This is a genomic window from Pseudarthrobacter cellobiosi (genome assembly GCF_023913815.1).
GTDB classification, from domain to species: Bacteria; Actinomycetota; Actinomycetes; order Actinomycetales; family Micrococcaceae; genus Arthrobacter; species Arthrobacter cellobiosi.
This window is the reverse complement of record NZ_JAMXBK010000016.1, coordinates 140,902-162,187: the sequence shown is the minus strand read 5'-3', so window position 1 is coordinate 162,187 and position 21,286 is coordinate 140,902. Positions and strand designations below refer to the sequence as shown.

Genomic DNA, 21,286 nt, shown 5'->3' with positions numbered 1-21,286 from the left:
CCTCACACACCTACACAACCGCCGGCACCTACACCGCGGAACTCACCGCCACCAACAGCACCGGCTCCACCTCAGCGACCACAACCATCACCGTCAACCCCGTACCACCGGCTGGCGTGACGGTGGTCAACTCCAGCAGCGCTTCCGCCTCAACAGCATCGGCCAACGTGACCATCGCAGCACCGGCCGGCACCGCAGCCGGCGATGTGCTGATCGCCGCGATCACCGCGGACTTCAGCCCGACGATGTCCTCAGTTCCAACCGGCTGGACGCCGATTGTCAACGGTCTGGGCATTAATAGCTCCTCGAACTCGGGCTCCCGGGCGTTCGTTTATTACCACGTGGTGGGAACCTCGGATCCGGCAAGTTACACCTGGACGCTGAGCACTGCCGTGAAATGGGGCGGCGGCATCACCGCCTACCGCGGCGTCAACAACACAACTCCGCTGGACAGCCCGGTGGTCACTGCCCTCGACACAACCTACTCGGCAACGAGCATCACCGCCCCGAGCGTCACCACGGCCACCGCCGGCGCCATGCTGATCGGCGGCGGCGCGTGCGATTGCTCAGCACCCGTGTTCAGCCCGCCCTCCGGCTGGACCGAACGCTGGGAGGCCCCTGCGGGCCAGATAGCCGAATTGGCCGACCGCTTCCAGGCCACAGCGGGAGCCAGCGGCACGGCCACGTGGACCATGAGTGCAGCGCGGGCCGTGGCCGTCTGGCGGACAGCGCTGAAGCCCGCCGCCTGACGGCAGCGCCTGAAACCGGCCGCCTAAACCGCAGTCCGGAAAAACAGCTCCGTGACAGCAGCCAGCCTGTGCGGGTCCGCCACGCCGCAGAGCTCGCGGGCGGAGTGCATCGAGAGCAGGGGCACGCCGACGTCGACAGTCCGGATCCCCAGGCGCGTGGCGGTCAGGGGGCCAATGGTGGAGCCGCAGGGCATCACGTTGTTGGACACAAATTCCTGGTACGGCACCTTCGCCTCCCCGCACAGCCTGGCCCAGAATGCCGCGCCCGGCGCGTCGGTCGCGTACCGCTGGTTGGCGTTGATCTTCAGCAGCGGGCCGCCGTTCAGGACCGGATGGTTGGCCGGATCGTGCCGCTCCGGGTAGTTGGGGTGGACAGCGTGGCCGGCGTCCGCGGAAACGCAGAACGACGCCGCCACAGCCTGCCGCCGCTGGCTCACCGTTGCGCCGAGGCCGTCGGAGATCCGCACGAGCACGTCTTCGAGGATGGGTCCGCAGGCCCCGGAACGGGAGTTGGAACCGATTTCCTCGTGGTCGAACGCCGCGAGGACGGCGATCGGCCCACCGGCCGAGGCGGTAGAAGAGTGGTGCGCGATCAGCGCCGCCAGCCCGGCGTGCGTAGCCGAAAGGTTGTCCAGGCGCCCGGAGGCGAAGAACTCCCCATTGGCCCCGAAAACCGTAGGCGCCTGCGTGTCTGCAATAACGACGTCGTACCCTCCGATCCTGGCCGGATCAACGGAAGCGCCGCTGGGCACGTGCGAAGCGAGCACGGCAAGGAGGTCGACGTCGGCGGGATTGCCCAGGCCCCACACCGGGTGCATGTGCCGCTGCTTGTCCAGCGTCAGGCCGTCGTTCACGGCACGGTCCAGGTGGATGGCCAGCTGCGGGAAGCGGAGCATCGGCCCCGTTGCAGTCAGGTGTTCGGTGCCATCCAGCATGACCAGCCGGCCCGCCAGCTGAAGTTCGCGGTCCAGCCAAGAGTTGAGCAGCGGCCCACCGTAGACCTCCACTCCGGCCTGCAGCCAGCCGAAAGCTCCCGTGGTGGGCTTGGGTTTGAGCTTGAAGGACGGGGAGTCCGTGTGCGCGCCCAGGATGTTGAACCCGGTGGTGGGTCCGGCGCCTTCCGGGACCACCCAGGCGATCAGCGCGCCGTCGCGGACCAGGTAGAACGATCCGGCCCCGCCGGCCCAGGGCTCACGCTCGTCCAGGCGCGTGAACCCGGCCTCGTCCAGCCGCCGGGCGGCCTCGTGGACGGCGTGGAAGCTCGACGGCGATGCGCTGACGTACGCGCCAAGGTCCTGGATGTGGTCAACGGCACTGGAGGCGGCGGCACTGGAGCGTGAAGGCATGGTTCCGAGTCTAGATGGTCACATTGAGCCCGGCGGTGTAGCCGGCCGAAGCCGATCCGGTCATGATGGCCAGCTGGTAGATGCCGCCGTCATCCCTGAAGACGTTGTCCGACTGCAGCGTGGTCCGTTTCATGTTCGCGACGCTGGCCTCGTAGCCGGGAGTGGCGTAGACGTCGTCGCAGGCGGCCTTGGTCAGGGCGATCTGCGATACCGCCAGCACCTGTCCGGCGGCGGTGGCGTTGCCCATGGACTCGAACACCTCGAAGTGGATGTGCGGCCAGCGCCCGGAATAGGCGCCGGGGAAGATGGAGGTGAAGGTGACCTGACCGTTGGCGTCCGCCTCATGGACGCCGCGGAGGTAGTTTTCGTTTGCCAGGCCGGAATCGTAGAGGGAATACCTCCCGTCCCGGTCGCAGTGCCAGGCGTAGACGGCCGCGCCGGCTAGGGGCACGCAGCCGTTGGCGTTGTCCAGCAGGGTCAGGGTGAACGTCAGCGGCACACCCTCGGCCGTGGCTCTGCCGGTTCCGAAGCTTGAGGTGATGTCCTGCCGCACCACCCCGGAGGCTGCCAGGACGTTGGGGCCGTTGGAGCCGTCACCGGGGTAAGGACCTGCTGTTTCCTGCGGGATCTCCATGCCGCACTCCGCGATCGCCCGGGTGAGCGTGGGGCTGGCGGTGGGAGTCTCCGTCGTGGTGGCGGCACCTGCGGTGGCTGAGGCACTCTCGGTAGCGGCCGACGTCGACGTGCTGGCTGTGGTGCCTGACCCGCCGGGGGTGCAGGCTGCCAGCGCCGCTGCCGCACCGCCGGCGCCGAAGAACATTCCGAGTGAACGGCGGCTGATCATGGTGGACAGGTCAAACTCAAGGCCGCGGTCGTGGTTGGGGTGGGGAAGGTGGTTGCTCATGGCTCCGTCCAACGCGGCCGGCCTATCCCCTGCATAGGCCCTTCCTGTGCGGACCCTGTGCAACAGTCGGCGCGCCAGCGTCAGTAATCGGGATTGCTCGGGACCACCAGGCCGGTCTCGTAGGCGTACACCACTGCCTGGACCCGGTCGCGCAGGTGGAGCTTGGTGAGGATCCGGCGGACGTGGGTCTTCACCGTTGCTTCGGAGAGGAAATACCGGTGCGCGATCTCGGCATTGGAGAGGCCCTCCGCCATGGCTTCGAGCATTTCTGTTTCGCGCGGCGTGAGGTCTTCGAGCAGCGAATCCCGCGGCGCGGCGGAGGGGGCCGGCACGGCCGCACCCCGGACATAGGTCTCAAGCAGCCGCTGCGTGACCCTCGGTGCCACTACGGCATCCCCGCTGGCCACTACCCGGACGGCGCTGACCAGCTCCGACGGCGCCACGTCCTTGAGGAGGAACGCGGACGCGCCTGCCTGGAGCCCGGCGAAGGCGTATTCGTCCACATCGAAGGTGGTGAGGATGATGATCCGGGCGCAGGATCCGGAGGCGGTGATGGCGCGGGTGGCCTCGATACCGTCCAGCACGGGCATCCGGACGTCCATCAGCACCACGTCGGGTTTGAGGTCCCGGACCAGCCGGACCGCCTCGGCACCGTCGGAGGCCTCGCCCACAATATGCAGGTCTTCCTCGCCCTCGAGGATGAGGCGGAATCCCATCCTCAGCAGCGGCTGGTCATCAACCAGCAGGACGGTTATGGGTTGGGTTTCAGTCACGTGTGCCTTGCAGTTGGGATGGACGGTTGTGGGGTTTCCGCTGGTTCGTCGGCCGGCCAGTTCAGGACGGCACACACGCGCCAGCCGCGGCCGCGCCGCCCGGCCACCACGGCGCCTGCGTAGATGCGCGCCCGTTCAGCCATGCCTGCCAGCCCCTGGCCGGAACCGGGCCCGACGCCGGAGCCTGGGAGTCCTGAACCTGGCCCGCCGCCGTCGGAGGTGCCCGGGCCCGGGACTCCCGCGCCGTCGTCGAGCACTTCAATGGTGACCGTGGAGCCGGTCCGGACGATGCCCACGTCCACGCGTCCCAGCGACCGGCCGTAGCGGAGCACATTGGTCAGTGACTCCTGAACTATCCGGTAAACCGTCAGCTGGAAGGCCGCGTCGTCGGGCAGCGCGGGGCCGGTGTGCGAGTAGTGCAGGGGCAGGCCCGCGGTCCGGAAGCCTTCCAGGAGCTTGGCCAGGCTGTCGCCGGAAGCGAGCGGCTGCCGTGGCGCGGTCCCGCCGGCGTCGTCCCGGAGTACGCCCAGGACTCGCCGCATGTCCGCCAGCGCGGTCCGGCCGGTCCGCGACAGTTCGCCAAGCACTTCGCCGGCGCGGTCGGGGCTTTTCCGGACCACGACGGCGGCGCCATCGGAGAGGCTGACCATCACCGTCAGTGAGTGGGCCACGACGTCGTGCATTTCGCGGGCGATCCGGTTGCGTTCGTTGACGGACGCCAGGCTGGCCGTCCGCGCCGCCCAGGCGGCGATCTCCTGCTCATGTTCCCGCCGCTGCCGCACCGAGATTCCGATCCCGGTGGCGATGACGTTGGACAGGGCGATGGTGGCGCCGGTGGCGATGCTGGTCAGGAGGTGGAAGTCGCCGGGATTGCCGCCGGCATCATGGACGAAGGAATTCTCGATGGGACCAACGGCGGCCAGCAGGTACAGCAGGGCCAGCGGCGCCGTGGCGGCGGCCATGGCCACCAGCGCGAACCGGCGCGTGTGCACCACGGCCACGGCATACAGCGAGATCCACAGGCCCGCCGAAACATTGGAGCCCCACGGGTGAAGCAGCGTGACCGCCACTTCCATCACCGCGACGAAGGCAGCCAACGCCACGGGGTGGGAGCGCCGGAAGAATAGGGCCCCGGCGACCACGAAGAGGAGCGCCGCCGCCAGCCAGGCGCCGGACATGATCGCGTCCACCACGGTCGGCGCCACCAGAAGCGCGTAGCTGAACACCACCACACCGTCCATCACCCGGGGATGCTGGTAAAGGTAGCGCCGGAGCAGGCCGCGGCGCTTGGCCGTGATCTCGGCAAGGGACGCGTCGGCCTGTCCGGCCGGCGCGTCCCTCACGAGTCCCGCTTCATTCATGCTCTGAGCCTAGTGTCCGCCTAGACGTCGCGTTTCTTGAGCACGATCATGGCTGGTACCAGGAACAGCAGAACGTAGCCCAGGAATATCAGGCCGCCCTGCCAGGGATCGATGACCCCGTCGGTGTGGCCAATGGACAGGAACCGTCCGCCGGCGTCGCTGGGGAGGTACTGGGGCACGTACTTCCAGAAGTCACCGGGGATGAAGGTCATAAAGCTCGCCGCAATGGACAGGACGAAGAACAGGCCCACCAGCACGGTGATTCCGCCCGCGGAGTTGCGCAAGAGTGCGCCGAGCGACAGGCCGATCAGGGCCACCCCGGCAACGTAGAGGCCGCCCGTGAAGACGCTGTACAGCACGCCCTCCGTGGACCAGTCCAGGTCCAAGCCCAGTCCCTGGAAGACCGGCATGGCGATCAGGAACGTGGCCACGGCGGCGATGGTGGTGATGACGTAGGAGATCACGGCGAGCAGGATCGCCTTGGCCACGAAAGCCGGTGTGCGGCGCGGGACGGCGTTCATGGTGGAACGGATCATTCCCGTGGCGTACTCGGAGGAGATGAACAGGACAGCCAGCGAGCCCAGCACCAGGATGCCGATCTGCAGGCCTGCATTAGGCAGGTTGTACAGATCAAAGCCTGATCCTGGCGGGAATGTCTGCGACATCATTTCCGGCGTCATGGTCTGGCCCTGGTCCCTGGCCTGCCGGGCCATTTCGTCCAGGAAGGAGAACCGGATCAGGACGGCAAGGGCCCCGACGCCGATAATCGCCACAAGGGTCAGGAGCAGCAGGATGCGGGTGGACATCAGGGAGAACAGCTTGATCCATTCGGACCGCAGCACACCGGCGAAGGTCACCCCCTTGGTACCAGCGGTGGAACGGACCCGGGAAGTCTGGGTATCAGTCATGGTGGTCATCGTCCTTACTTTCCTGCCGTTGCCGGGGCGGGTTCCGGGGCGAACTCGCCGGCTGGTCCACCGGTCAGGTGTGAGTGGTATTCCACTTCGTCCTTGGTGAGATCGAAGTAGGCGTCTTCCAGAGACGATTGCTGCGGGGTGAGTTCGTAGACAAGCACCCGGTTGTCCAGCGCCACCTGGGCGATCTGGCGCGCGTCCAGGCCCGTCACTTCCAGGGTTTCGGGCTGGCCCTGGTCCACAGTTACGCCATCGCCGGACAGCAGGGCTGTCAGGTGGGTGGCTGCGGACGTACGGACCAGGGTCTTGACCTGACGGGTCCCCGCAATGATGTCCTGCACGGGGGCGTCGGCAATGATCTTGCCGCGGCCAATCACAATCAGGTGGTCTGCGGTCTGGGCCATCTCACTCATCAGGTGCGAGGACAGGAACACTGTCTTACCCTGCCCGGCGAGGTAGCGGACCAGGTTGCGGACCCACAACACACCTTCCGGATCGAGGCCGTTGACCGGCTCGTCCAGGATCAGGGTCTGCGGGTCGCCAAGGAGCGCGTTGGCAATGCCCAGGCGCTGGCCCATGCCCAGCGAGAAGCCGCCTGCCTTTTTCCGGGCCACTGCCTCCAGGCCGGTCATTTCGATGACTTCATGTACCCGGGACGTGGGAATGTTGTGCGTCGCCGCCATGGCCCGCAGGTGGTTGTAGGCGCTGCGGCTGGTGTGGACGGCTTTGGCGTCCAGCAGCGCACCCACCTGGTGCAGGGGGGCCTTGTGATCGGCGTAATGCAGGCCGTTGACGGTGACCGTGCCCGACGTCGGCCGGTCCAGTCCCATGATCATGCGCATGGTGGTGGATTTGCCGGCACCGTTCGGGCCCAGGAAGCCCGTTACCTGCCCTGCTTTGACGGTGAAACTGACGCCGTCAACCGCCGTTTTGCTGCCGTAGACCTTGGTCAGGCCTGTTGCCTCAATCATGGAAATGTTCCTTAGAACAGCAGCCTGGTGGCCGCGGGATGCGGGGAAGTTTCGTGTACGCTCCACGCTACCGACGGCTCGGCCGGATTTCGCCTGTCTCAGGGATGATTCAGGGTCGAATCAGGGTAGTCCGCACGGATGATTAGGGGTCCCCACCGGGGCGCAGCCTTAGGTGCGGGGCGAGTAGTACGTCAGGGCGCGCGGTTCCACCCGGATCCGGACGCTGCGCACGCCCGCCAGCGCCTCGCCGTCGACCGCCAGTGCCAGGGGGGAGCCCTCCGACTCAATCCGGACCTCGGTGGCCTCCCGCAGATGGGTGATCCGGGACGTCGCCACCGTGCCGGTCAACACCGACCACAGGAGCCGGAGCCGGGCAAAAGATTCGTCGGCAGTGATCATGCGGACATCCAGGACGCCATCGTCCAGCACGGGCCGCGACAGGGGCGCGTGGTCCCGGGGGTAATAGCGCCCACGTCCGATGTACGCGATCCAGAGTTTGTGCCGGACACCGTCCACGGTCAGTGTTGTGGGTGTTCCCGCGGCGAAGGTCCGGAACATTGCCACCACGCCGGCCAGCGGTTTGCCGAGGGCCGGCTGCAGCTGCTCCCTGCGCCGGACCAGGTTGGGGTACAGGCCGATGCTGGCCGTGTTCAGCATGACCAGGTCAGCTGTTTCCGGATTGCCCACCAGCCCGCGCTCCACGGTCACAATGCCGACGTCCGCCCGCGCGGCTTCACCCGCGGCCGCGGCTGCCACAGCGTCCTTGAGGTTGGCAGTTCCCGTGTCCCGGGCGAAGTGGTTGAGTGTTCCGCCGGGGAGCACCAGCAGGGGGAGGGAATGTTCGACGGCGGCTGCGGCGGCGGTGCCAACGGTACCGTCGCCGCCCCACACGCCCAGGGCACGGGTGTCCGCGTGGGAAGCGGCGGCCTGGATGGCCTCCTCCAGGCTCTCTCCCGGCTCGACCGCTTTTATATGCGCCTTGGAGAATACTTCCTGGAGTGCGCCTGCCGTTTGTTCCGTGAAGGAGCCGCCCAGGGTATTCACCACGATGCTGAGACCTTCACCGCCCGGCAGCTCCGGGGCTTGGGTTGCGGTGCGCGATACTCCGGGAAACGGTGGGCGGACGGGCCACCACTTACGGGTCACCAGGGCCGCCCCTGCGCCGATCGCCGAACCGAAGAACACATCCGAGGGCCAGTGCGCCCCCGTGTGGACGCGGGAGTAGGCCACCCCCAGCGCCGCCGGCGCAAGTGCCGCACCGACAACCGGCTTGACCAGGCCGGCGCCGAGCGCGAAGGCGATAGCGGAGGCCGAATGCCCCGATGGCATCGACGAGCTGGTGGGCTGCGGATGGACGAACCGGAAAACCGGCAGGTGTTCAGGGAGCGGCCGGGCCCGCGGCAACAGGGTCTTGAAGACCACGTTGGTCACAGCAGATGCCACCGCTTGGGCGATCAGCCCGTGCAGGGCGGCCCGGCGCGGCTTGCCGGGAAAGGCGGCCATGACCGCCGCTGCCCCGATCCACAGTTTCCCGTGGGTGGCGGAGGCGGAGAGGCGCCGGAAGAACTCATCGTGGTTTCCACCCGGGAACGACGACACGCCGCGGACAAGATGCCGGTCAAAGCGGCTGATCCAGCCCGGTCCCTTGCGCCACACTCTGTACATCTCCCCACCTTATAACCGGTGGGTCCTACCTACTTGGAGGACAGGGTCTTGGGGGGCAGGGGCCTCGCGGCGCCGGCAAGGAGCAGTGCCACCAGGATCGGGGCGAGGATCGCGAGGAGCGCCAGGTGGATTCCCGTGAGGTCGCCCAGGTAGCCCAGCAACGGCGGGCCGGCGAGGAAGGAAACATACCCCAGGGTGGATACAACCGAAACCCTCGCGGCCGCATGCTTCGGATCGTCGGCGGCCGCTGACATTCCCATGGGGAAGGCCAACGCGGATCCCACGCCCCACAGCGCAGCACCAACCCCGGCCAGCCAGATGTTCCCCGCGAGCACAAACAGGCACAGACCCGCCGTGGCCGCGGCCATGCTGGCCCGGAGCACTACGACGCGGCCGTAGATGTCGATCACGCGGCCGCCGAAGAGCCGCATGGCCGTCATTGCCAGGACAAACAAGGCGAACATCAGGGCACCGGTGGATTCCGAACTGCCCAGGCCGTCAACAGTGGCCTTGGCGATCCAGTCGTTTCCGGCGCCTTCGGTGAGGGTTGCACCCAGGACCACAACGCCGATCAGCAGGGTGCGGCCGTCACGCCAGGCCGATGGCCCCTTCACAGCCGTCGGTTCACCCTCGACTGGAGCGGCCTGGGCCGCGTGGGGGAGGAAATAGCGGGGCGCCACGAGGGCTACCACCACTACTACACCGGCGATGACCAGCAGGTGCAACGGCAGGCCAATACCGAGTGTTGAGAGGCCCGCACCGATCAGTGCCCCCACAAAGGCCCCGCCGCTGAAGGCCGCATGGAACTGCGGCATGATGGTGCGCCGAAGCTTGTGCTCGACGTCGGCTCCTTCAATATTTTGGGAAACGTCCCACAGCCCGACGCCAATGCCGAAGAAGAACAGCGAAACTGCAGTGCCCGGGATCGATTCCGCCGACAGGGAAAGGGCAATGCCCACCCCGGCCAGGGCTGACAGCAGACCGCCTGCGCGCACGGCATTGGCGGTGCCGATCTTCCCCACCACAAGTCCCGCCGTCGGAAGGGCGAGCAGGGAGCCGACGGCTATGCACAGCAGTAGCGTGCCCATCTGGCCGGAGGTCAGGTGCAGCGTCTCGGTGACGGCGGGGATCCTTGCGGCCCAGCTGGCAAAGACAAAGCCGTTGATCCCGAAGACCACAAAAGTGGCTGCGGCGGCTGCCCTGAGGGACGGTCCGGCCGTCGTGCTGGTGTTGATGCTCATGCTTTGACTACTTCCACCGAGAGCTTGTTGAGGTGTGCGAGTTCGTCCGAACTCAGGTCTTTGTCCGTAACTATCACGTTCACTGCGTCCAAGGGGGCAACCAGGGCCATCGCGGTGGCATTCCATTTGGCAGCGGCGCAGGCAACAATCACCCGCGCCGCCGACTCGAGTCCGGCCCGCTTCACTGCGGCGTCTTCCAAATCATGGGCCAGGAGACCGTCCTTGAGGTTCAGGGCGCAGGGGGTGACCACCGCCGTGTCGAAGCGCAGGGACCGGATGTTGGCTTCCGCGAGCGGGCCGCGGAAGGATAGCTCGCCGGGAATCAGGCTTCCGCCCGGGAGCAGCAGGGCAGGACGTTGGCCGGCATGCGGGTCGTCGTCGGTGACCGTCGTCAGGGCGCGCATGGACATGGGCATCAGCGTCAGTTCGCGCCCGCGGAGGACGCGGGCAATTTCGGTGGCTGTGGTGCCGCTGTCCAGCCACACGTGTTCGCGTTCTCCCAGCAGGCCTGCCACGGCGGCGGCGATCCTGGCCTTCACGGCCTGGTCTTCAAGTTCGCGCTGGCCGTAGCCGGGGTTTTCGCCGCCGGCAATCAGGCTCCTGGCACCGCCATGGACCCTGCGCAGCACACCATGCGATGCAAGCAGCTCAAGGTCCCGCCGGATGGTGGCTCCCGATGCGTCGCACGCCTGGGTCAGCTCTTCCACGGAGACCTCGGCTTTGCGGCGAAGCAGCTCCCCGATCAGGCGGTGCCGCTCTTCAGTCTTCATGCTCATATGATAGCAATTTTTGATCATATGATCGCCACCTGGAACGCTCTCTCACTTACAGCATAAAAAAGGCAGACGCTCTCTCACTCGATGAGAGAGCGTCTGCCGAAAACCTGCAAGAAGTGAGAGAGCGTCAGCGGGCGCGCTCAACCCGCTTTTCGTCCCACACGGGCTCGGGGGATTCGTAGACGCGGCCGTCGGAGCCGAACACCAGGAACCGGTCGAACGTGCGGGCGAACCAGCGGTCGTGCGTGACTGCCAGGACGGTGCCCTCGAAGTGGTCAATGGCCTTTTCCAGGGCCTCGGCCGAATGCAGGTCCAGGTTGTCCGTGGGCTCATCCAGCAGCAGGAGCGTGGCGCCGGAGAGCTGCAGCAGCAGGATCTGGAACCGCGCCTGCTGGCCGCCGGAGAGGGACTCGTACTTCTGCTCGGACTGCCCGGCCAGGCCGTAGCCGTCCAGTGCGCCGGCAGCAGCCTCACGCCCCAGACCGGACCGGTGCTCGTCGCCCCGGTGCAGGATTTCCAACAGGGTTTTGCCCAGGAGGTCGGGCCGGACGTGGGTCTGGGCGAAGAAGCCGGGCCGGATACGGGCGCCGAGTTTCACGGTCCCCTCGTGCGGCACTTCAGCAATATCGACGTCGGACACGGGGAGGTGCTCCCGTTCCGGGTCCGTCCCGCCCGTGGCGAGCAGGCGCAGGAAGTGGCTCTTGCCGGAGCCGTTGGAGCCGAGCACACCCACGCGGTCCCCGAACCACACCTCGGTGGAAAACGGCTTCATCAGCCCGGTCAGTTCCAGTTTCTCAGCCACGACCGCCCGTTTGGCGGTCCGGCCGCCCTTCAGGCGCATGCGCACGTTTTGTTCGATCGGCAACGCTTCGGGCGGGCCGGCCTCGAGGAACTTGGCCAGGCGCGTCTGGGCGGCCTGGTAGCGGTTGGCCATGTCGGAGCGGAATGCCGCCTTGTTTTTGTACATGTTGACGAGTTCCTTGAGCTTCACGTGCTCCTCGTCCCAGCGCTTGCGGAGCTCCTCGAAGCGGGCGTTCCGGTCCGCGCGGGCGTCGACATAGGAGCCAAAGCCGCCGCCGTGCACCCAGGCGCCTGCGCCGTTGATGCCCGGTTCGAGGGTCACGATGCGTCCGGCGGCATTGTTGAGCAGCTCGCGGTCGTGGCTGATGAAGAAGACAGTCTTTTTGGACTCGTTGAGCTTGTCCTCAAGCCAGCGCTTGCCGGGCACATCGAGGTAGTTGTCCGGTTCGTCCAGGAGCAGGAGTTGGTCAGGTCCCGCGAACAGGGCCTCCAGCACCAGCCGCTTCTGCTCGCCGCCGGAAAGGCTCGACGCCGGGCGGTGCTGTGCGCGGTCAAAGGGCAGTCCCAGGGCGGCCATGCAGACCTCGTCCCAGACAGTCTCCACGTCATAACCGCCGGCATCTCCCCAGTCCACGATGGCCTGCGCGTACCGCATCTGGCTGGGCTCGTCGTCGTGCTCCACCATCGCGAGCTCGGCCTCGTCCACCTCCCTGGCCGCGGCGGCCAGGGCCGGCGGAGCGGCGGAGACCAGCAGATCGCGGACGGTGGAATCGTCCCGGACCTGGCCCACGAACTGGCGCATGATGCCCATGTTTCCGGAGCGCCCGATCACACCTTCGTCCGGTACAAGGTCGCCGGAAATGATCCGGAAAAGGGTGGTCTTGCCCGTGCCGTTGGGGCCGATCAGGGCGGTTTTGGTACCGTCCGGGACCTTGAAAGTCACGCCGTTGAGCAGCTGGGTGCCGTCGGAGAGGAAGTAGTCAATGCCGGAAATGTCTATGTGGGCCACGCCAACAATCTTCCCACGCCCGCCCTACCCGGGTTTTTGTCCGGATAATATGCCTTTGAGGCAGTTCTGCGCGCATTATCTGGACAAGAAACTCGGGGGGCGCTAGCCGGCTGCGGTCAGGAACTGCTTGAGCAGCGGCCCGGACGTGGTGGCTCCGAGGCCGCCGTCCTCAACAAACACGGCCACTGCCAGGTCCCCGTGGACGGCCACAATCCAGGCGTGCGTCTTGGGCGGGTTCTCCTTGCCGAACTCCGCCGTGCCGGTCTTGGCGCCTACCGGCGCGCCGGGAACGGTCGTCAGGAAGCCCGCGTGGCCGGACGTGACTACCGCGCGCATCATGTCGGACAGCGCCGCGGCCTCGGCGGCAGTGATGGGCTGGCCGGACGCCTTGGCCGGCGCTTCCGGCGTAACGGTCGACGACGGCGACGCGCCCTCCGCGGTCGTCCCGCCGGACGTGTCTGCCGCGGCAGCCCCCGCGTCGGGGTTCAGGACCAGCTGCGGTGAGACGGGGGATCCCTTGCCCACGGAACCGGCCATGATGGCCGCTGCCAGCGGGGACAGGAGCACCTTGCCCTGGCCGATCATCGAGGCGGCATGTTCGGTGCCCGCAGCCTCGCCCGGAACGGACCCGAGGAATGCCGCGGCGCCCAGCGCGGGGGCCTCCACCGCCACGCCCATGGCGACGGCGGCAGCCTCGAGCTGGGCCTGAGTGACTGTGTCGCGCGCAGCGATAAACGCCGTGTTGCACGAGTGGGCAAAGGCATCGCGGAGTGCCACAGACCCCAGCGACGTTTCCGGGTAACCTTCCGCGTTCTTGAACGTCCGGCCGTCCACGGTAAGGGTGGGTGTGCATTCCACCTTCGAATCGGGCGTCAGGCCGTTGCGGAGCATGGCAAGCGAATCGACGATCTTGAAGGTTGACCCGGGCGCGTACTGGCCGAGCATGGCGGTGTTGTAGCCGTTGCTTCCCGGGCCTGAGGCCGCGGCGAGAACGGCCCCCGTAGAGGGGCGGAGCGCCACGATGGCCGACGCCGGGCCTACACCGGCAAGGGTGCTCTCGGCGAGTGACTGGAGGTTCGGATCAAGGGTGGTTTTCAGTGGCGTGCCCGGGGTGGGGGCCATCTCGAAGACCACCCTGCGGGGATCCGTTCCCGCAGCCTGGATCTGTTCGCGGGTCAGGTCGGCCCGCTGCGCACGGATCACCACGGCGTCGGTGCCGCGGAGTTGCGCGTCGTACTGCTGCTGGAGCCCGCCGATGCCGGTCACGTCTCCGGCGGTCAGGACGCCGTCGGACGCCTCGATCTGCTCGGCCGTGGCCTCGCCGACGGTGCCGAGGACTGCCCTTGCGAACGTGCGGCTGGGTGCCAGCGGCTGGGCTTCCGGGATGGCGCGGGCACCGGGAATGGCCGTGATCTGCGCGTCCGTGACGGTGCGGCCCTCATCACGGAGAGTGATTGCCCGGACGAACGCCTCGGCACCGGAGGCCGCAACCTGTTGGGCGTAGGCGGCGGGATCCACACCCACCAGTTCGGCCAGTTTGGTGGCTGACGCGGCGGCGTCCGCGGATCCCAGAAGCAGTCTGTCGATCCCCACGTTCACCACGGGACGGTACGTGACCAGCTTCGCGTCATCCGCGCCCAGGATGTCGGCGCGCTGCGGCGACTGGGTGCCCTTGCTCAGGATTTCGTTGTCGGCGAGTCCGGGGACCAGGGCTGCCGGGTTCCAGACCGCCAGCCAGTTATCCCCTGACTTCGTGAACTCTGCGGAGACCGTGTATTTCCACTCGCCGGTGCCGATTTTCCAGGTGTAGTTCAGCGGAACGGTTGCAGTGCCGCCGTCCAGGGTGAGCTCGCCGGCCGCCACAGTGGGCTTGCCCGGCTCCAGGGCCTTGAAAACGTCCTGGACCTGTTGCTTGGCCACCCCGGAGTCTTTGCCATCAAAGGCGACCGAGCCGACGTCGAGCGTGGAAAGCGCGGACGCAAACTGTTTAGCCGCGCTTTCGGCACCCCCTCTGCCGTCGTCGCAGGCAACCAAGGAGGCGCCGAGGATGAGTCCAGCTATGGCAAGCGATAGTTTCTTTGAGTTCCCCACGGCGCTATTATGCCCCGATTTGGAACGCGCTTGCTGTCACCCATTCCGCGCGAACGGACAGTTGACGCCCCAATGATTTGCGCGAAAGGACATTTGAGGACCGCTGTCAGGGGATTGAGTGTCCGTTCGTGCCGGGTTCAGAGGCCGAGAGAAGGGACCCCAAGACCAAATATGTCCTTCAGGGCATGTTTCGCGGCGAAGAACCCTGGCATGCCCGTTACGCCGGGGCCGGGCGGCGTGGAGGAGGAACAGAGATACACACCGGCCACGGGCGTCCGCCATGGAACGCGGGAGACCACAGGGCGCTGGATAAGTCCGCGCACGTCCATGATGCCGGCACTGAAGTCCCCGCCCACGTAGTTCCGGTTGTAGCTGGCCAGTTCCGCCGCAGTGGTCACCTGGGTCTGCATCACCACATCCCGGAAACCGGGCGCGAAGCGCTCCAGCTGCGCGGTGACGGCCTCGCCCATGTCGCGGGTTGATCCGGCCGGCACATGGCAGTATGCCCACAGGATCTGCCGGCCGGCCGGCGCCCGGTCCGTGTCGAACCGTGATGGCTGGGCCACCAGGACGTAAGGGCGTTCCGGGTGTTTCCCGGCGGATACTTCGTTCTCGGCACGGGCCAGTTCAGCACGCGTGCCGCTGACGTGCACCGTTCCGGCGTCCCCCAGTTCCTTTACTGCCCACGGAACGGGTCCGGACAGGATGAAGTCCACTTTGCAGGAACCATTCCCATAGCGGAACGCCTCCAGGGCTTGCCGGTACCTGGCCGGGAGGCTGTCGCCTGCAATGTTCAGCAGGCCCCGTGGGGCCACGTCCAGCAGAGTGGCCCGTGCGCCGCGGAGTTGTTGGAGGCTCTCGATCGTCGCCCCCGTATGGATCACCCCGCCGTGGGCACGGATGTCGGCCTCCAGCGCCGCCGCAATGGAGGCCGATCCGCCCAGCGGAATCGGCCAGCCTTGGGCGTGGGCCAGTGCGGTGAGCATGAGCCCGGCGCCTGCAGAGGCCAGCGAGGGCAGCTGCGAAACCGCATGGGCGGCCACGCCGCTGAGCAGTGCGGGCGCAAGGTCCTCGTGGAATCGCGCGTTCCACAGCCGCGATCCCTGCTCCAGTGTCCGCAGCCCGAAAAGCGCCGCTGCCAGGGGATTCCGGGGGATCCTCAGCAGCTGGTGCTGCGTCAGATCCATCACGCCGTCAATGCGGTCAACTAACGGGCGAAGAAGCCTGCGGTAGGCGTCGCCGTCCGGGCCCAGGCCTTGGACCGTCCGTTCGAGGCTGTGGTAGCCGAGGGCCGCCCGTCCGCCGTCGAGCGGTGATCCGAACGAAAGTTCCGGGACCACCAGGTCTATCCGGCGTGCCAACTCGAAGTCGCGGAAGAAGGGTGATGCCAGCGCCATGGGGTGCACGGCCGAGCAGATGTCATGGAGGTGCCCCGGCTGCATCAGTTCGGCGGTGCGGGTGCCGCCTCCGATGGTGTCCGCCGCCTCGTGGACTTCAACGGAGAGGCCGGCGCGCGCCATCACGGCGGCTGCAGCCAGCCCGTTGGGTCCGGACCCGACGACGGCGACGTCAGGCATGGTGTTTCGCCCGCCAAGGGAACACCGCGTGCGAGGGATGGCGGGGGCTGAACCGCAACCAGTCCGGGAGTCCGTCGAACGGCCCTCCCTGTGGATCATCGAGGTGATGGCGGCGGACGGGATCGTAGTCCGGATCGTAGATGTCCCATACAACCCGGAACATCACATATGCCGTTGCAAGCATATGTGCTGCCACGGCCAGGACGTAGTAGGGCATGTCAATATTGTGCTGGGTCGGGCCCTGGCTGGCCACCTGGCCCAGGTACATCCAGACGGCTGCCCAGTGCAGGCCTTCAACGCCCTGCCAAATGAGAAAATCCCGCCACCGCGGCCGGGCCAGCGCCAACAGCGGGATGAGCCACAGGACATGCTGCGGCGAATAGACCTTGTTGGTCAGGACAAAAGCACCCACGATGAGGAACGCCAGCTGGGCCAGCCGCGGCCGGCGTGCTGCTGTCAGCGCCACCGCGGCAATCATGGTGCAGGCCAGCAGGAACACGGCCAGCGCCAGCCAGTTGATGGTTGCGGGATCCAGCACCGGCCAGCGCAGCCGCCGGGCCACCAGGTTGTAGGCGAACCATAGGGACCCGTAGCCGGCCTCCCTCGTCTCGGTGAACCTGAAGTACCCCCAGCCGGACGGGTTGGCCACCGCAACAGGCACGTTAATGGCCAGCCAGGCCGCTGCGCTGGCGCCTGCAGTGACCAGGAAACCGCGGATCCGCCCGGTCCGCAGGGCCAGCAGGAGGACGGCTCCGAGAATGAGGGCGGCATATGGCTTCGTCGCTGTGGCGAGGCCGATCAGGGTGCCGGCGAGGACCAGCCTTTCCCGCGAAAAACAAAGCATTCCTAGCGCCAACAACCCCACGGCCCACATGTCCCAGTTGATGGTTCCGGCCAGCACGATGCCAGGTGCCAGCGCCACCATGGCCGCATCCCAGGGGCGCCGCTGTGACATCCGGGCCGTAGCCAGCACGGTGACAATCCATACGGCTGCAACCAGGGTGGCATTAACGTCGAAGTAGCCAAGAATCCGCGCGTCACTGATGCCCTGGCCCGGGACCATCCAGGCAGTCACCCCGGCAATGAGTCCCATCAGGACGGGGTCTTCAAAGAGAGACCCCGGGCTCAGGACCGGGAACGTGCCGTCCCCCAGGCCGCGGTTGCGGAAGAATTCCGGGAAGTCGGAATAGCACGTGGAATAGAACTGGCCGGGGCTCGACCAGCCGTTGGCCCGGCAGTAGCCCTTGATGGCGAGGCCGGCCAGCGCCGCCACTACGGTCAGGATGATCAGGACACGTTCCACGGTAAAAACGCCGGGGGAGACGAGGCCGGGCGCCGACCGGGCACCCATCGGCCCGCCGATCAGTTCCGTGAAATTCTTCAGCAGCAGGTCGCTGCGGCTCGGAACAACCAGGCGGGCGCGCCGTGGGTGCACCGGTGGCTTCGTCTCCTGCATGTCTGAGAGCTTACCCGGCACGTGCGATACCGGACCCTGGACTTCATTCCTGGCCCTCGCCTCAGTTCATGCCGCCCATCTGCTGGTGCAACAGGACGAAAACATCTTCGCGTCGCCGGTCCAGGAGCTGCCCGTTGAATTCCCGGCGGTCATCGCGGACAGGCCCGTCATCCCGGACAGGCCTCCGCAGGAAGAATAGTACGTTCTTCATTCTTTTGATCATGGTGGTCACCTCCTTTCGGGGTGTAATTGGGTATGATAAATAGAGCCATTTAATGTCGAAGCAATAACGGCATAATTAGGCAGGGAAATGCCCGGCGGTTATGAATAGTTCGCGAATGCGAAGACAGACCCGTGTTGCAGCGGCGGTGCAGCCCCCAACAAAGAAGCTGAGTTCCGAACTATGGGGATGCCGCGTCGGCCCGCGGACCAGCCGTGAAGCTACGCCGACAGGAGACTTCCAGCAGGCGTCGCCTGAGGCGAGCCGCTAGCGCGGGCCATCCGAGAGGGAAGTGGCCTGGATATACCTCAATGCACGTGACGCCGCCGCGGGGGCGGGATCGGTTGCAGGAAGGTTAGGAGGCAGACACTCCGTTAAGACGGCGCGCATAAGCAGCAGAGGCCGGGTTCGTGGTGATGGTCATCTTCCATCCGCTAGTCAAAGTAATCATTTTTCCCAACCTCCTTTTCCGTTATGCTGCTGCCTCGGCTGACTAGCCGGACAACGCGCGCCGCAACCCCGGCAAAGACGCTCTGGGGTCAGGAATAAAATTACCCTACGAACAGAGCAATGCGCCACTTAATTCGCAAAGTTTTTCAAGAAAGTTTATGAATGCGCCGTTAGAGTCCCCAGCGGACAATGGCCGGGGTCCGCTTATCCCAGCCGAGCGTGCAGACTTTCGCGGTTCCCAGGATGAAATGGCGGCCTTCGGCGGGCGGCAGTTCCAGCCAGCGCGCGGTGAGGATCCGGGAGAAGTGCCCGTGCGCCACGATCAGCACGTTGTCCAACCCGGATTCCAGCACGCGGGCCACAATCTTGTCCGCGCGGGCTGCCACCTCGTCCAGGGATTCGCCGTTGGGCACACCATGGGTCCAGATCAGGTAATCCGGGTTGTCCTTGCGGATCAGGTCCGAGCTGATGCCCTCATAGTCGCCGTAGTTCCATTCCACAGCCAGCGGTTCGTGCTGCGCGTCAGGGTAACCTGCCAGTTCGGCTGTGCGCCGGGCGCGGCGCAGCGGGGACGTCAGGACCAGGTCGAAGTCCACCTGGTCCAGCACCTTGCGCGCCTCCACGGCCTGCTGTTCGCCTTCCACGGTCAGGGGCAGGTCGGTGAGCCCGGTGTATTGCCCGCTCTTGGACCACTCGGTCTCGCCGTGGCGCAGGATCCAGAGCTGGGGGCGGGGCGCGGTCATCGGGTTAATCATTTGGACTCCTCGTTCGGGGAAAGTTCGACGGCGGCGGGAGGTTCTTCTGTTTCCGGAACCGGGGGTGCCGCCTCGGGCTGCTCCGCCCACCAGGCGAGCAGCCTCGTTTCGGCGTCGTCCGGGTGCAGCGGTCCGTGTTCCATCCGTTCCTCGAGCAGGTACTTGTAGGCACGGCCCACCACGGGTCCGGGTTTGAGGTTCAGGAGCGCCATGATTTTGGCGCCGTCCAGATCGGGCCGGACCGCGTCCAGGGACTCCTGCTCCCGCAGTACGGCGATCCGGTCTTCCAGGTCGTCGTAGGCGAAGGCGAGCCGCTCAGCCTTCCGCTGGTTGCGGGTGGTGACGTCTGAGCGGGTCAGCCGGTGCAGCCGTTCCAGGAGCGGGCCGGCGTCCGTGACGTAGCGGCGGACGGCCGAGTCGCTCCAGCCGGCATCGCCGTAGCCGTAGAAACGCATGTGCAGCTCCACCAGCCGGGCCACGGCCTTGATGGTGTCGTTATCGAACCGCAGGGTCTTCATCCGCTTGGCCGTGAGCTTGGACCCCACCATGTCGTGGTGGCGGAAGCTGACCGCGCCGCCCGGTTCGAAACGCCGCGTAGCCGGCTTGCCGACGTCGTGCATCAGCGCTGCGAACCGCAGCACAAAATCGGGGGCCGGCACGGCGCCGTCGGCATCCGTTTCCAGGGCGGCGGCCTGTTCCAGGACCTGGAGGGAGTGCTGGTAAACGTCCTTGTGGCGGTGGTGCTCGTCGGATTCCAGCCGGAGCGCGGACACCTCAGGCAGCACAAACTCGGCGAGGCCGGTGTCCACCAGCAGGTCCACACCGGCCCGGGGGTTCGCACCGCAGATGAGCTTGACCAACTCATCACGGACCCGTTCAGCCGAGATGATCTTGATCCGCTCGGCCATCTGGGTCATGGCCAGCCGCACGTCGTCATGCACGGAAATACCCAGCTGCGATGCGAACCGGGCAGCGCGCATCATGCGGAGGGGATCATCGGAGAAGGAGGCCTCGGGTGAACCTGGCGTCGCCAGGACAGAGGCGCTGAGGTCCCGGACGCCGCCGAACGGATCAATAAGTTCAAGGGAAGGCAGCCGCAGCGCCATGGCGTTGATCGTGAAGTCGCGGCGCAGGAGATCGTCGGTAAGTGACGTGCCGAATGCCACCACGGGTTTGCGCGACTCCGGATCGTAAGCCTCGGCGCGGTAAGTGGTGATCTCGATCTGGAAGCCGGCTTTCCGCATGCCGATCGTCCCGAACGCGCGGCCGATCTCCCAGAAGTTGTCCGCCCATTTCTTTATCAGGGCCACTGTCTGGTCCGGGCTGGCGTCGGTGGTGAAGTCCAGGTCCGGCGAGGTGCGTCCCAGGAAAAGATCCCGTACCGGACCGCCCACCAGGGACAGCTCGTGGCCGGCGTCGACAAAGCGCTGCCCGAGCTCCAGGACCACCGGGTCCACCTGGAAATCGACGGTGTTGGAATCAATCTTGTGATGTGCGTGCGCCATAGTTACTTAAGCTTGTCAGAAACCGGCGGCTTGGCAGGCCAAAATCTCCTCAAGATCGCGCCTATTCGCCTACAGCCCCTCAAAGTGCGTCATACGCAGTCCACTTTGATGTCATGTTCAGGTCATCATGATCGGACAAGAGTCGTTAGAGTGGACTCCATGGCCCATCCCGTACCGAGCGCTCCCGGCAGGAGGACAAACGCACCGTTGCCGTCGGCAATTGGTGCCCACGTCGCGCCTGTCTTGCACTCGGCCCCGGCCTCGCTGCCTACGGTGGAGGAAATTTCCGCCGGCGGCGTTGTTGTGGACACGTCCGACGGCGAACTAAGGGTTGCGATCATTGCCCGCCTTAACAGGGGCGGACGGCTGGAGTGGTGCCTGCCCAAGGGCCATCCTGAAGGCAAGGAAGACAACGAGCAGGCAGCAGTCCGCGAGATTGCCGAGGAAACCGGCATCGAGGGCGACATCCTGGCGCCGCTGGGCAGCATCGACTACTGGTTCACTGTCAGCGGGCACCGCGTGCACAAGACCGTGCACCACTATCTGCTGCGCGCCACCGGCGGCGAACTCACTATCGAAAACGATCCGGACCACGAAGCCGTGGACGTCGCCTGGGTTCCCATCAAGGAACTCGCACGAAAGCTTTCGTTCCCCAATGAGCGCCGCATCGCGGATCTGGCCCGGGACGTCCTGCCCGAACACCTCTAAGGCTGCCTCAGCCG

18 protein-coding genes are annotated in these 21,286 nt (G+C 66.4%); 3 read left to right on the top strand and 15 right to left on the bottom strand.

The annotated features are described in order from the left end of the window. On the top strand, positions 1–749 hold a 749-nt coding region (locus tag NG701_RS02895), incomplete at its 5' end, for a PKD domain-containing protein (RefSeq protein ID WP_252564374.1). 23 nt (positions 750–772) lie between these two features. On the opposite strand, the gene NG701_RS02890 is transcribed toward NG701_RS02895, so the two are convergent. The 13 genes from NG701_RS02890 to NG701_RS02830 form a co-directional block, all read right to left on the bottom strand. Next, a complete protein-coding gene (locus tag NG701_RS02890) occupies positions 773–2,095 on the bottom strand; it encodes a M18 family aminopeptidase (protein WP_252564372.1) in 1,323 nt (440 codons plus the stop codon). Between the two features lie 10 nt (positions 2,096–2,105). Continuing rightward, positions 2,106–2,999 (bottom strand): intradiol ring-cleavage dioxygenase, encoded by an 894-nt coding sequence (locus tag NG701_RS02885; protein ID WP_252564370.1) that lies wholly within the window; start codon positions 2,997–2,999, stop codon positions 2,106–2,108. Positions 3,000–3,079: 80 nt separating this feature from the next. Then, positions 3,080–3,772: a response regulator gene (locus NG701_RS02880; protein WP_252564368.1), complete on the bottom strand. Its 693-nt coding sequence runs from the start codon at positions 3,770–3,772 to the stop codon at positions 3,080–3,082. Next, a complete protein-coding gene (locus NG701_RS02875) occupies positions 3,769–5,133 on the bottom strand; it encodes a sensor histidine kinase (protein WP_252564366.1) in 1,365 nt (454 codons plus the stop codon). The genes NG701_RS02880 and NG701_RS02875 overlap by 4 nt, the downstream gene beginning before the upstream one ends. A 20-nt stretch (positions 5,134–5,153) precedes the next feature. Next, positions 5,154–6,041 carry an ABC-2 transporter permease gene (locus NG701_RS02870; protein WP_252564364.1) on the bottom strand — a complete coding sequence of 296 codons (888 nt, stop codon included), beginning with the start codon at positions 6,039–6,041 and terminating at the stop codon, positions 5,154–5,156. A gap of 14 nt (positions 6,042–6,055) precedes the next feature. Beyond that, complete coding sequence (locus NG701_RS02865) at positions 6,056–7,018, bottom strand: ABC transporter ATP-binding protein (protein WP_252564362.1); 963 nt, start codon at positions 7,016–7,018, stop codon at positions 6,056–6,058. A 168-nt stretch (positions 7,019–7,186) separates the two neighbouring features. Continuing rightward, positions 7,187–8,683 carry a bifunctional phosphatase PAP2/diacylglycerol kinase family protein gene (locus tag NG701_RS02860; protein ID WP_252564360.1) on the bottom strand — a complete coding sequence of 499 codons (1,497 nt, stop codon included), beginning with the start codon at positions 8,681–8,683 and terminating at the stop codon, positions 7,187–7,189. 29 nt (positions 8,684–8,712) lie between these two features. Beyond that, positions 8,713–9,924 carry an MFS transporter gene (locus NG701_RS02855; protein ID WP_252564358.1) on the bottom strand — a complete coding sequence of 404 codons (1,212 nt, stop codon included), beginning with the start codon at positions 9,922–9,924 and terminating at the stop codon, positions 8,713–8,715. Then, complete coding sequence (locus tag NG701_RS02850; protein WP_252564356.1) at positions 9,921–10,694, bottom strand: DeoR/GlpR family DNA-binding transcription regulator; 774 nt, start codon at positions 10,692–10,694, stop codon at positions 9,921–9,923. The genes NG701_RS02855 and NG701_RS02850 overlap by 4 nt, the downstream gene beginning before the upstream one ends. Before the next feature lie 133 nt (positions 10,695–10,827). After that, positions 10,828–12,510, bottom strand: coding sequence for an ABC-F family ATP-binding cassette domain-containing protein (locus NG701_RS02845; RefSeq protein WP_252564354.1), 1,683 nt, complete (start codon positions 12,508–12,510; stop codon positions 10,828–10,830). Positions 12,511–12,612: 102 nt separating this feature from the next. Then, complete coding sequence (locus NG701_RS02840; protein WP_252564352.1) at positions 12,613–14,601, bottom strand: penicillin-binding transpeptidase domain-containing protein; 1,989 nt, start codon at positions 14,599–14,601, stop codon at positions 12,613–12,615. Positions 14,602–14,738: 137 nt separating this feature from the next. Next, positions 14,739–16,178, bottom strand: coding sequence for a phytoene desaturase family protein (locus tag NG701_RS02835; RefSeq protein ID WP_252564350.1), 1,440 nt, complete (start codon positions 16,176–16,178; stop codon positions 14,739–14,741). Continuing rightward, positions 16,171–17,634: a glycosyltransferase family 87 protein gene (locus tag NG701_RS02830; RefSeq protein ID WP_252564348.1), complete on the bottom strand. Its 1,464-nt coding sequence runs from the start codon at positions 17,632–17,634 to the stop codon at positions 16,171–16,173. Before NG701_RS02830 ends, NG701_RS02835 begins: the two co-directional genes overlap by 8 nt. Here NG701_RS02830 and NG701_RS02825 point away from each other — a divergent pair. After that, on the top strand, positions 17,633–17,833 hold the full coding sequence (locus tag NG701_RS02825; protein ID WP_252564346.1) for a hypothetical protein: 201 nt from the start codon (positions 17,633–17,635) through the stop codon (positions 17,831–17,833). The genes NG701_RS02830 and NG701_RS02825 overlap by 2 nt on opposite strands. A gap of 641 nt (positions 17,834–18,474) precedes the next feature. Here the strand turns inward: NG701_RS02825 and NG701_RS02820 are convergent. Both NG701_RS02820 and NG701_RS02815 read right to left on the bottom strand, forming a co-directional pair. Continuing rightward, positions 18,475–19,059: a histidine phosphatase family protein gene (locus tag NG701_RS02820; protein ID WP_252564338.1), complete on the bottom strand. Its 585-nt coding sequence runs from the start codon at positions 19,057–19,059 to the stop codon at positions 18,475–18,477. Next, the gene (locus tag NG701_RS02815) at positions 19,056–20,564 is read right to left on the bottom strand and encodes a CCA tRNA nucleotidyltransferase (protein ID WP_252564337.1); all 1,509 of its coding nucleotides are present in this window, start codon (positions 20,562–20,564) and stop codon (positions 19,056–19,058) included. Before NG701_RS02815 ends, NG701_RS02820 begins: the two co-directional genes overlap by 4 nt. Before the next feature lie 207 nt (positions 20,565–20,771). Between NG701_RS02815 and NG701_RS02810 the strand changes: the two genes are divergently transcribed. Beyond that, positions 20,772–21,272, top strand: a complete 501-nt coding sequence (locus NG701_RS02810; protein WP_058930646.1) for an NUDIX hydrolase — start codon at positions 20,772–20,774, stop codon at positions 21,270–21,272. Positions 21,273–21,286: the final 14 nt, after the last annotated feature.

What these genes read in the sequence shown, in the direction of transcription:
- NG701_RS02860 (WP_252564360.1), bottom strand. Translation starts at nt 8,683, where the DNA reads ATGTACAGAGTGTGGCGCAAGGGACCGGGCTGGATCAGCCGCTTTGAC.
- NG701_RS02875 (WP_252564366.1), bottom strand. Translation starts at nt 5,133, where the DNA reads ATGAATGAAGCGGGACTCGTGAGGGACGCGCCGGCCGGACAGGCCGAC.
- NG701_RS02825 (WP_252564346.1), top strand. Translation starts at nt 17,633, where the DNA reads ATGTCTGAGAGCTTACCCGGCACGTGCGATACCGGACCCTGGACTTCA.
- NG701_RS02865 (WP_252564362.1), bottom strand. Translation starts at nt 7,018, where the DNA reads ATGATTGAGGCAACAGGCCTGACCAAGGTCTACGGCAGCAAAACGGCG.
- NG701_RS02885 (WP_252564370.1), bottom strand. Translation starts at nt 2,999, where the DNA reads ATGAGCAACCACCTTCCCCACCCCAACCACGACCGCGGCCTTGAGTTT.
- NG701_RS02815 (WP_252564337.1), bottom strand. Translation starts at nt 20,564, where the DNA reads ATGGCGCACGCACATCACAAGATTGATTCCAACACCGTCGATTTCCAG.
- NG701_RS02870 (WP_252564364.1), bottom strand. Translation starts at nt 6,041, where the DNA reads ATGACTGATACCCAGACTTCCCGGGTCCGTTCCACCGCTGGTACCAAG.
- NG701_RS02890 (WP_252564372.1), bottom strand. Translation starts at nt 2,095, where the DNA reads ATGCCTTCACGCTCCAGTGCCGCCGCCTCCAGTGCCGTTGACCACATC.
- NG701_RS02835 (WP_252564350.1), bottom strand. Translation starts at nt 16,178, where the DNA reads ATGCCTGACGTCGCCGTCGTCGGGTCCGGACCCAACGGGCTGGCTGCA.
- NG701_RS02850 (WP_252564356.1), bottom strand. Translation starts at nt 10,694, where the DNA reads ATGAAGACTGAAGAGCGGCACCGCCTGATCGGGGAGCTGCTTCGCCGC.
- NG701_RS02855 (WP_252564358.1), bottom strand. Translation starts at nt 9,924, where the DNA reads ATGAGCATCAACACCAGCACGACGGCCGGACCGTCCCTCAGGGCAGCC.
- NG701_RS02830 (WP_252564348.1), bottom strand. Translation starts at nt 17,634, where the DNA reads ATGCAGGAGACGAAGCCACCGGTGCACCCACGGCGCGCCCGCCTGGTT.
- NG701_RS02820 (WP_252564338.1), bottom strand. Translation starts at nt 19,059, where the DNA reads ATGATTAACCCGATGACCGCGCCCCGCCCCCAGCTCTGGATCCTGCGC.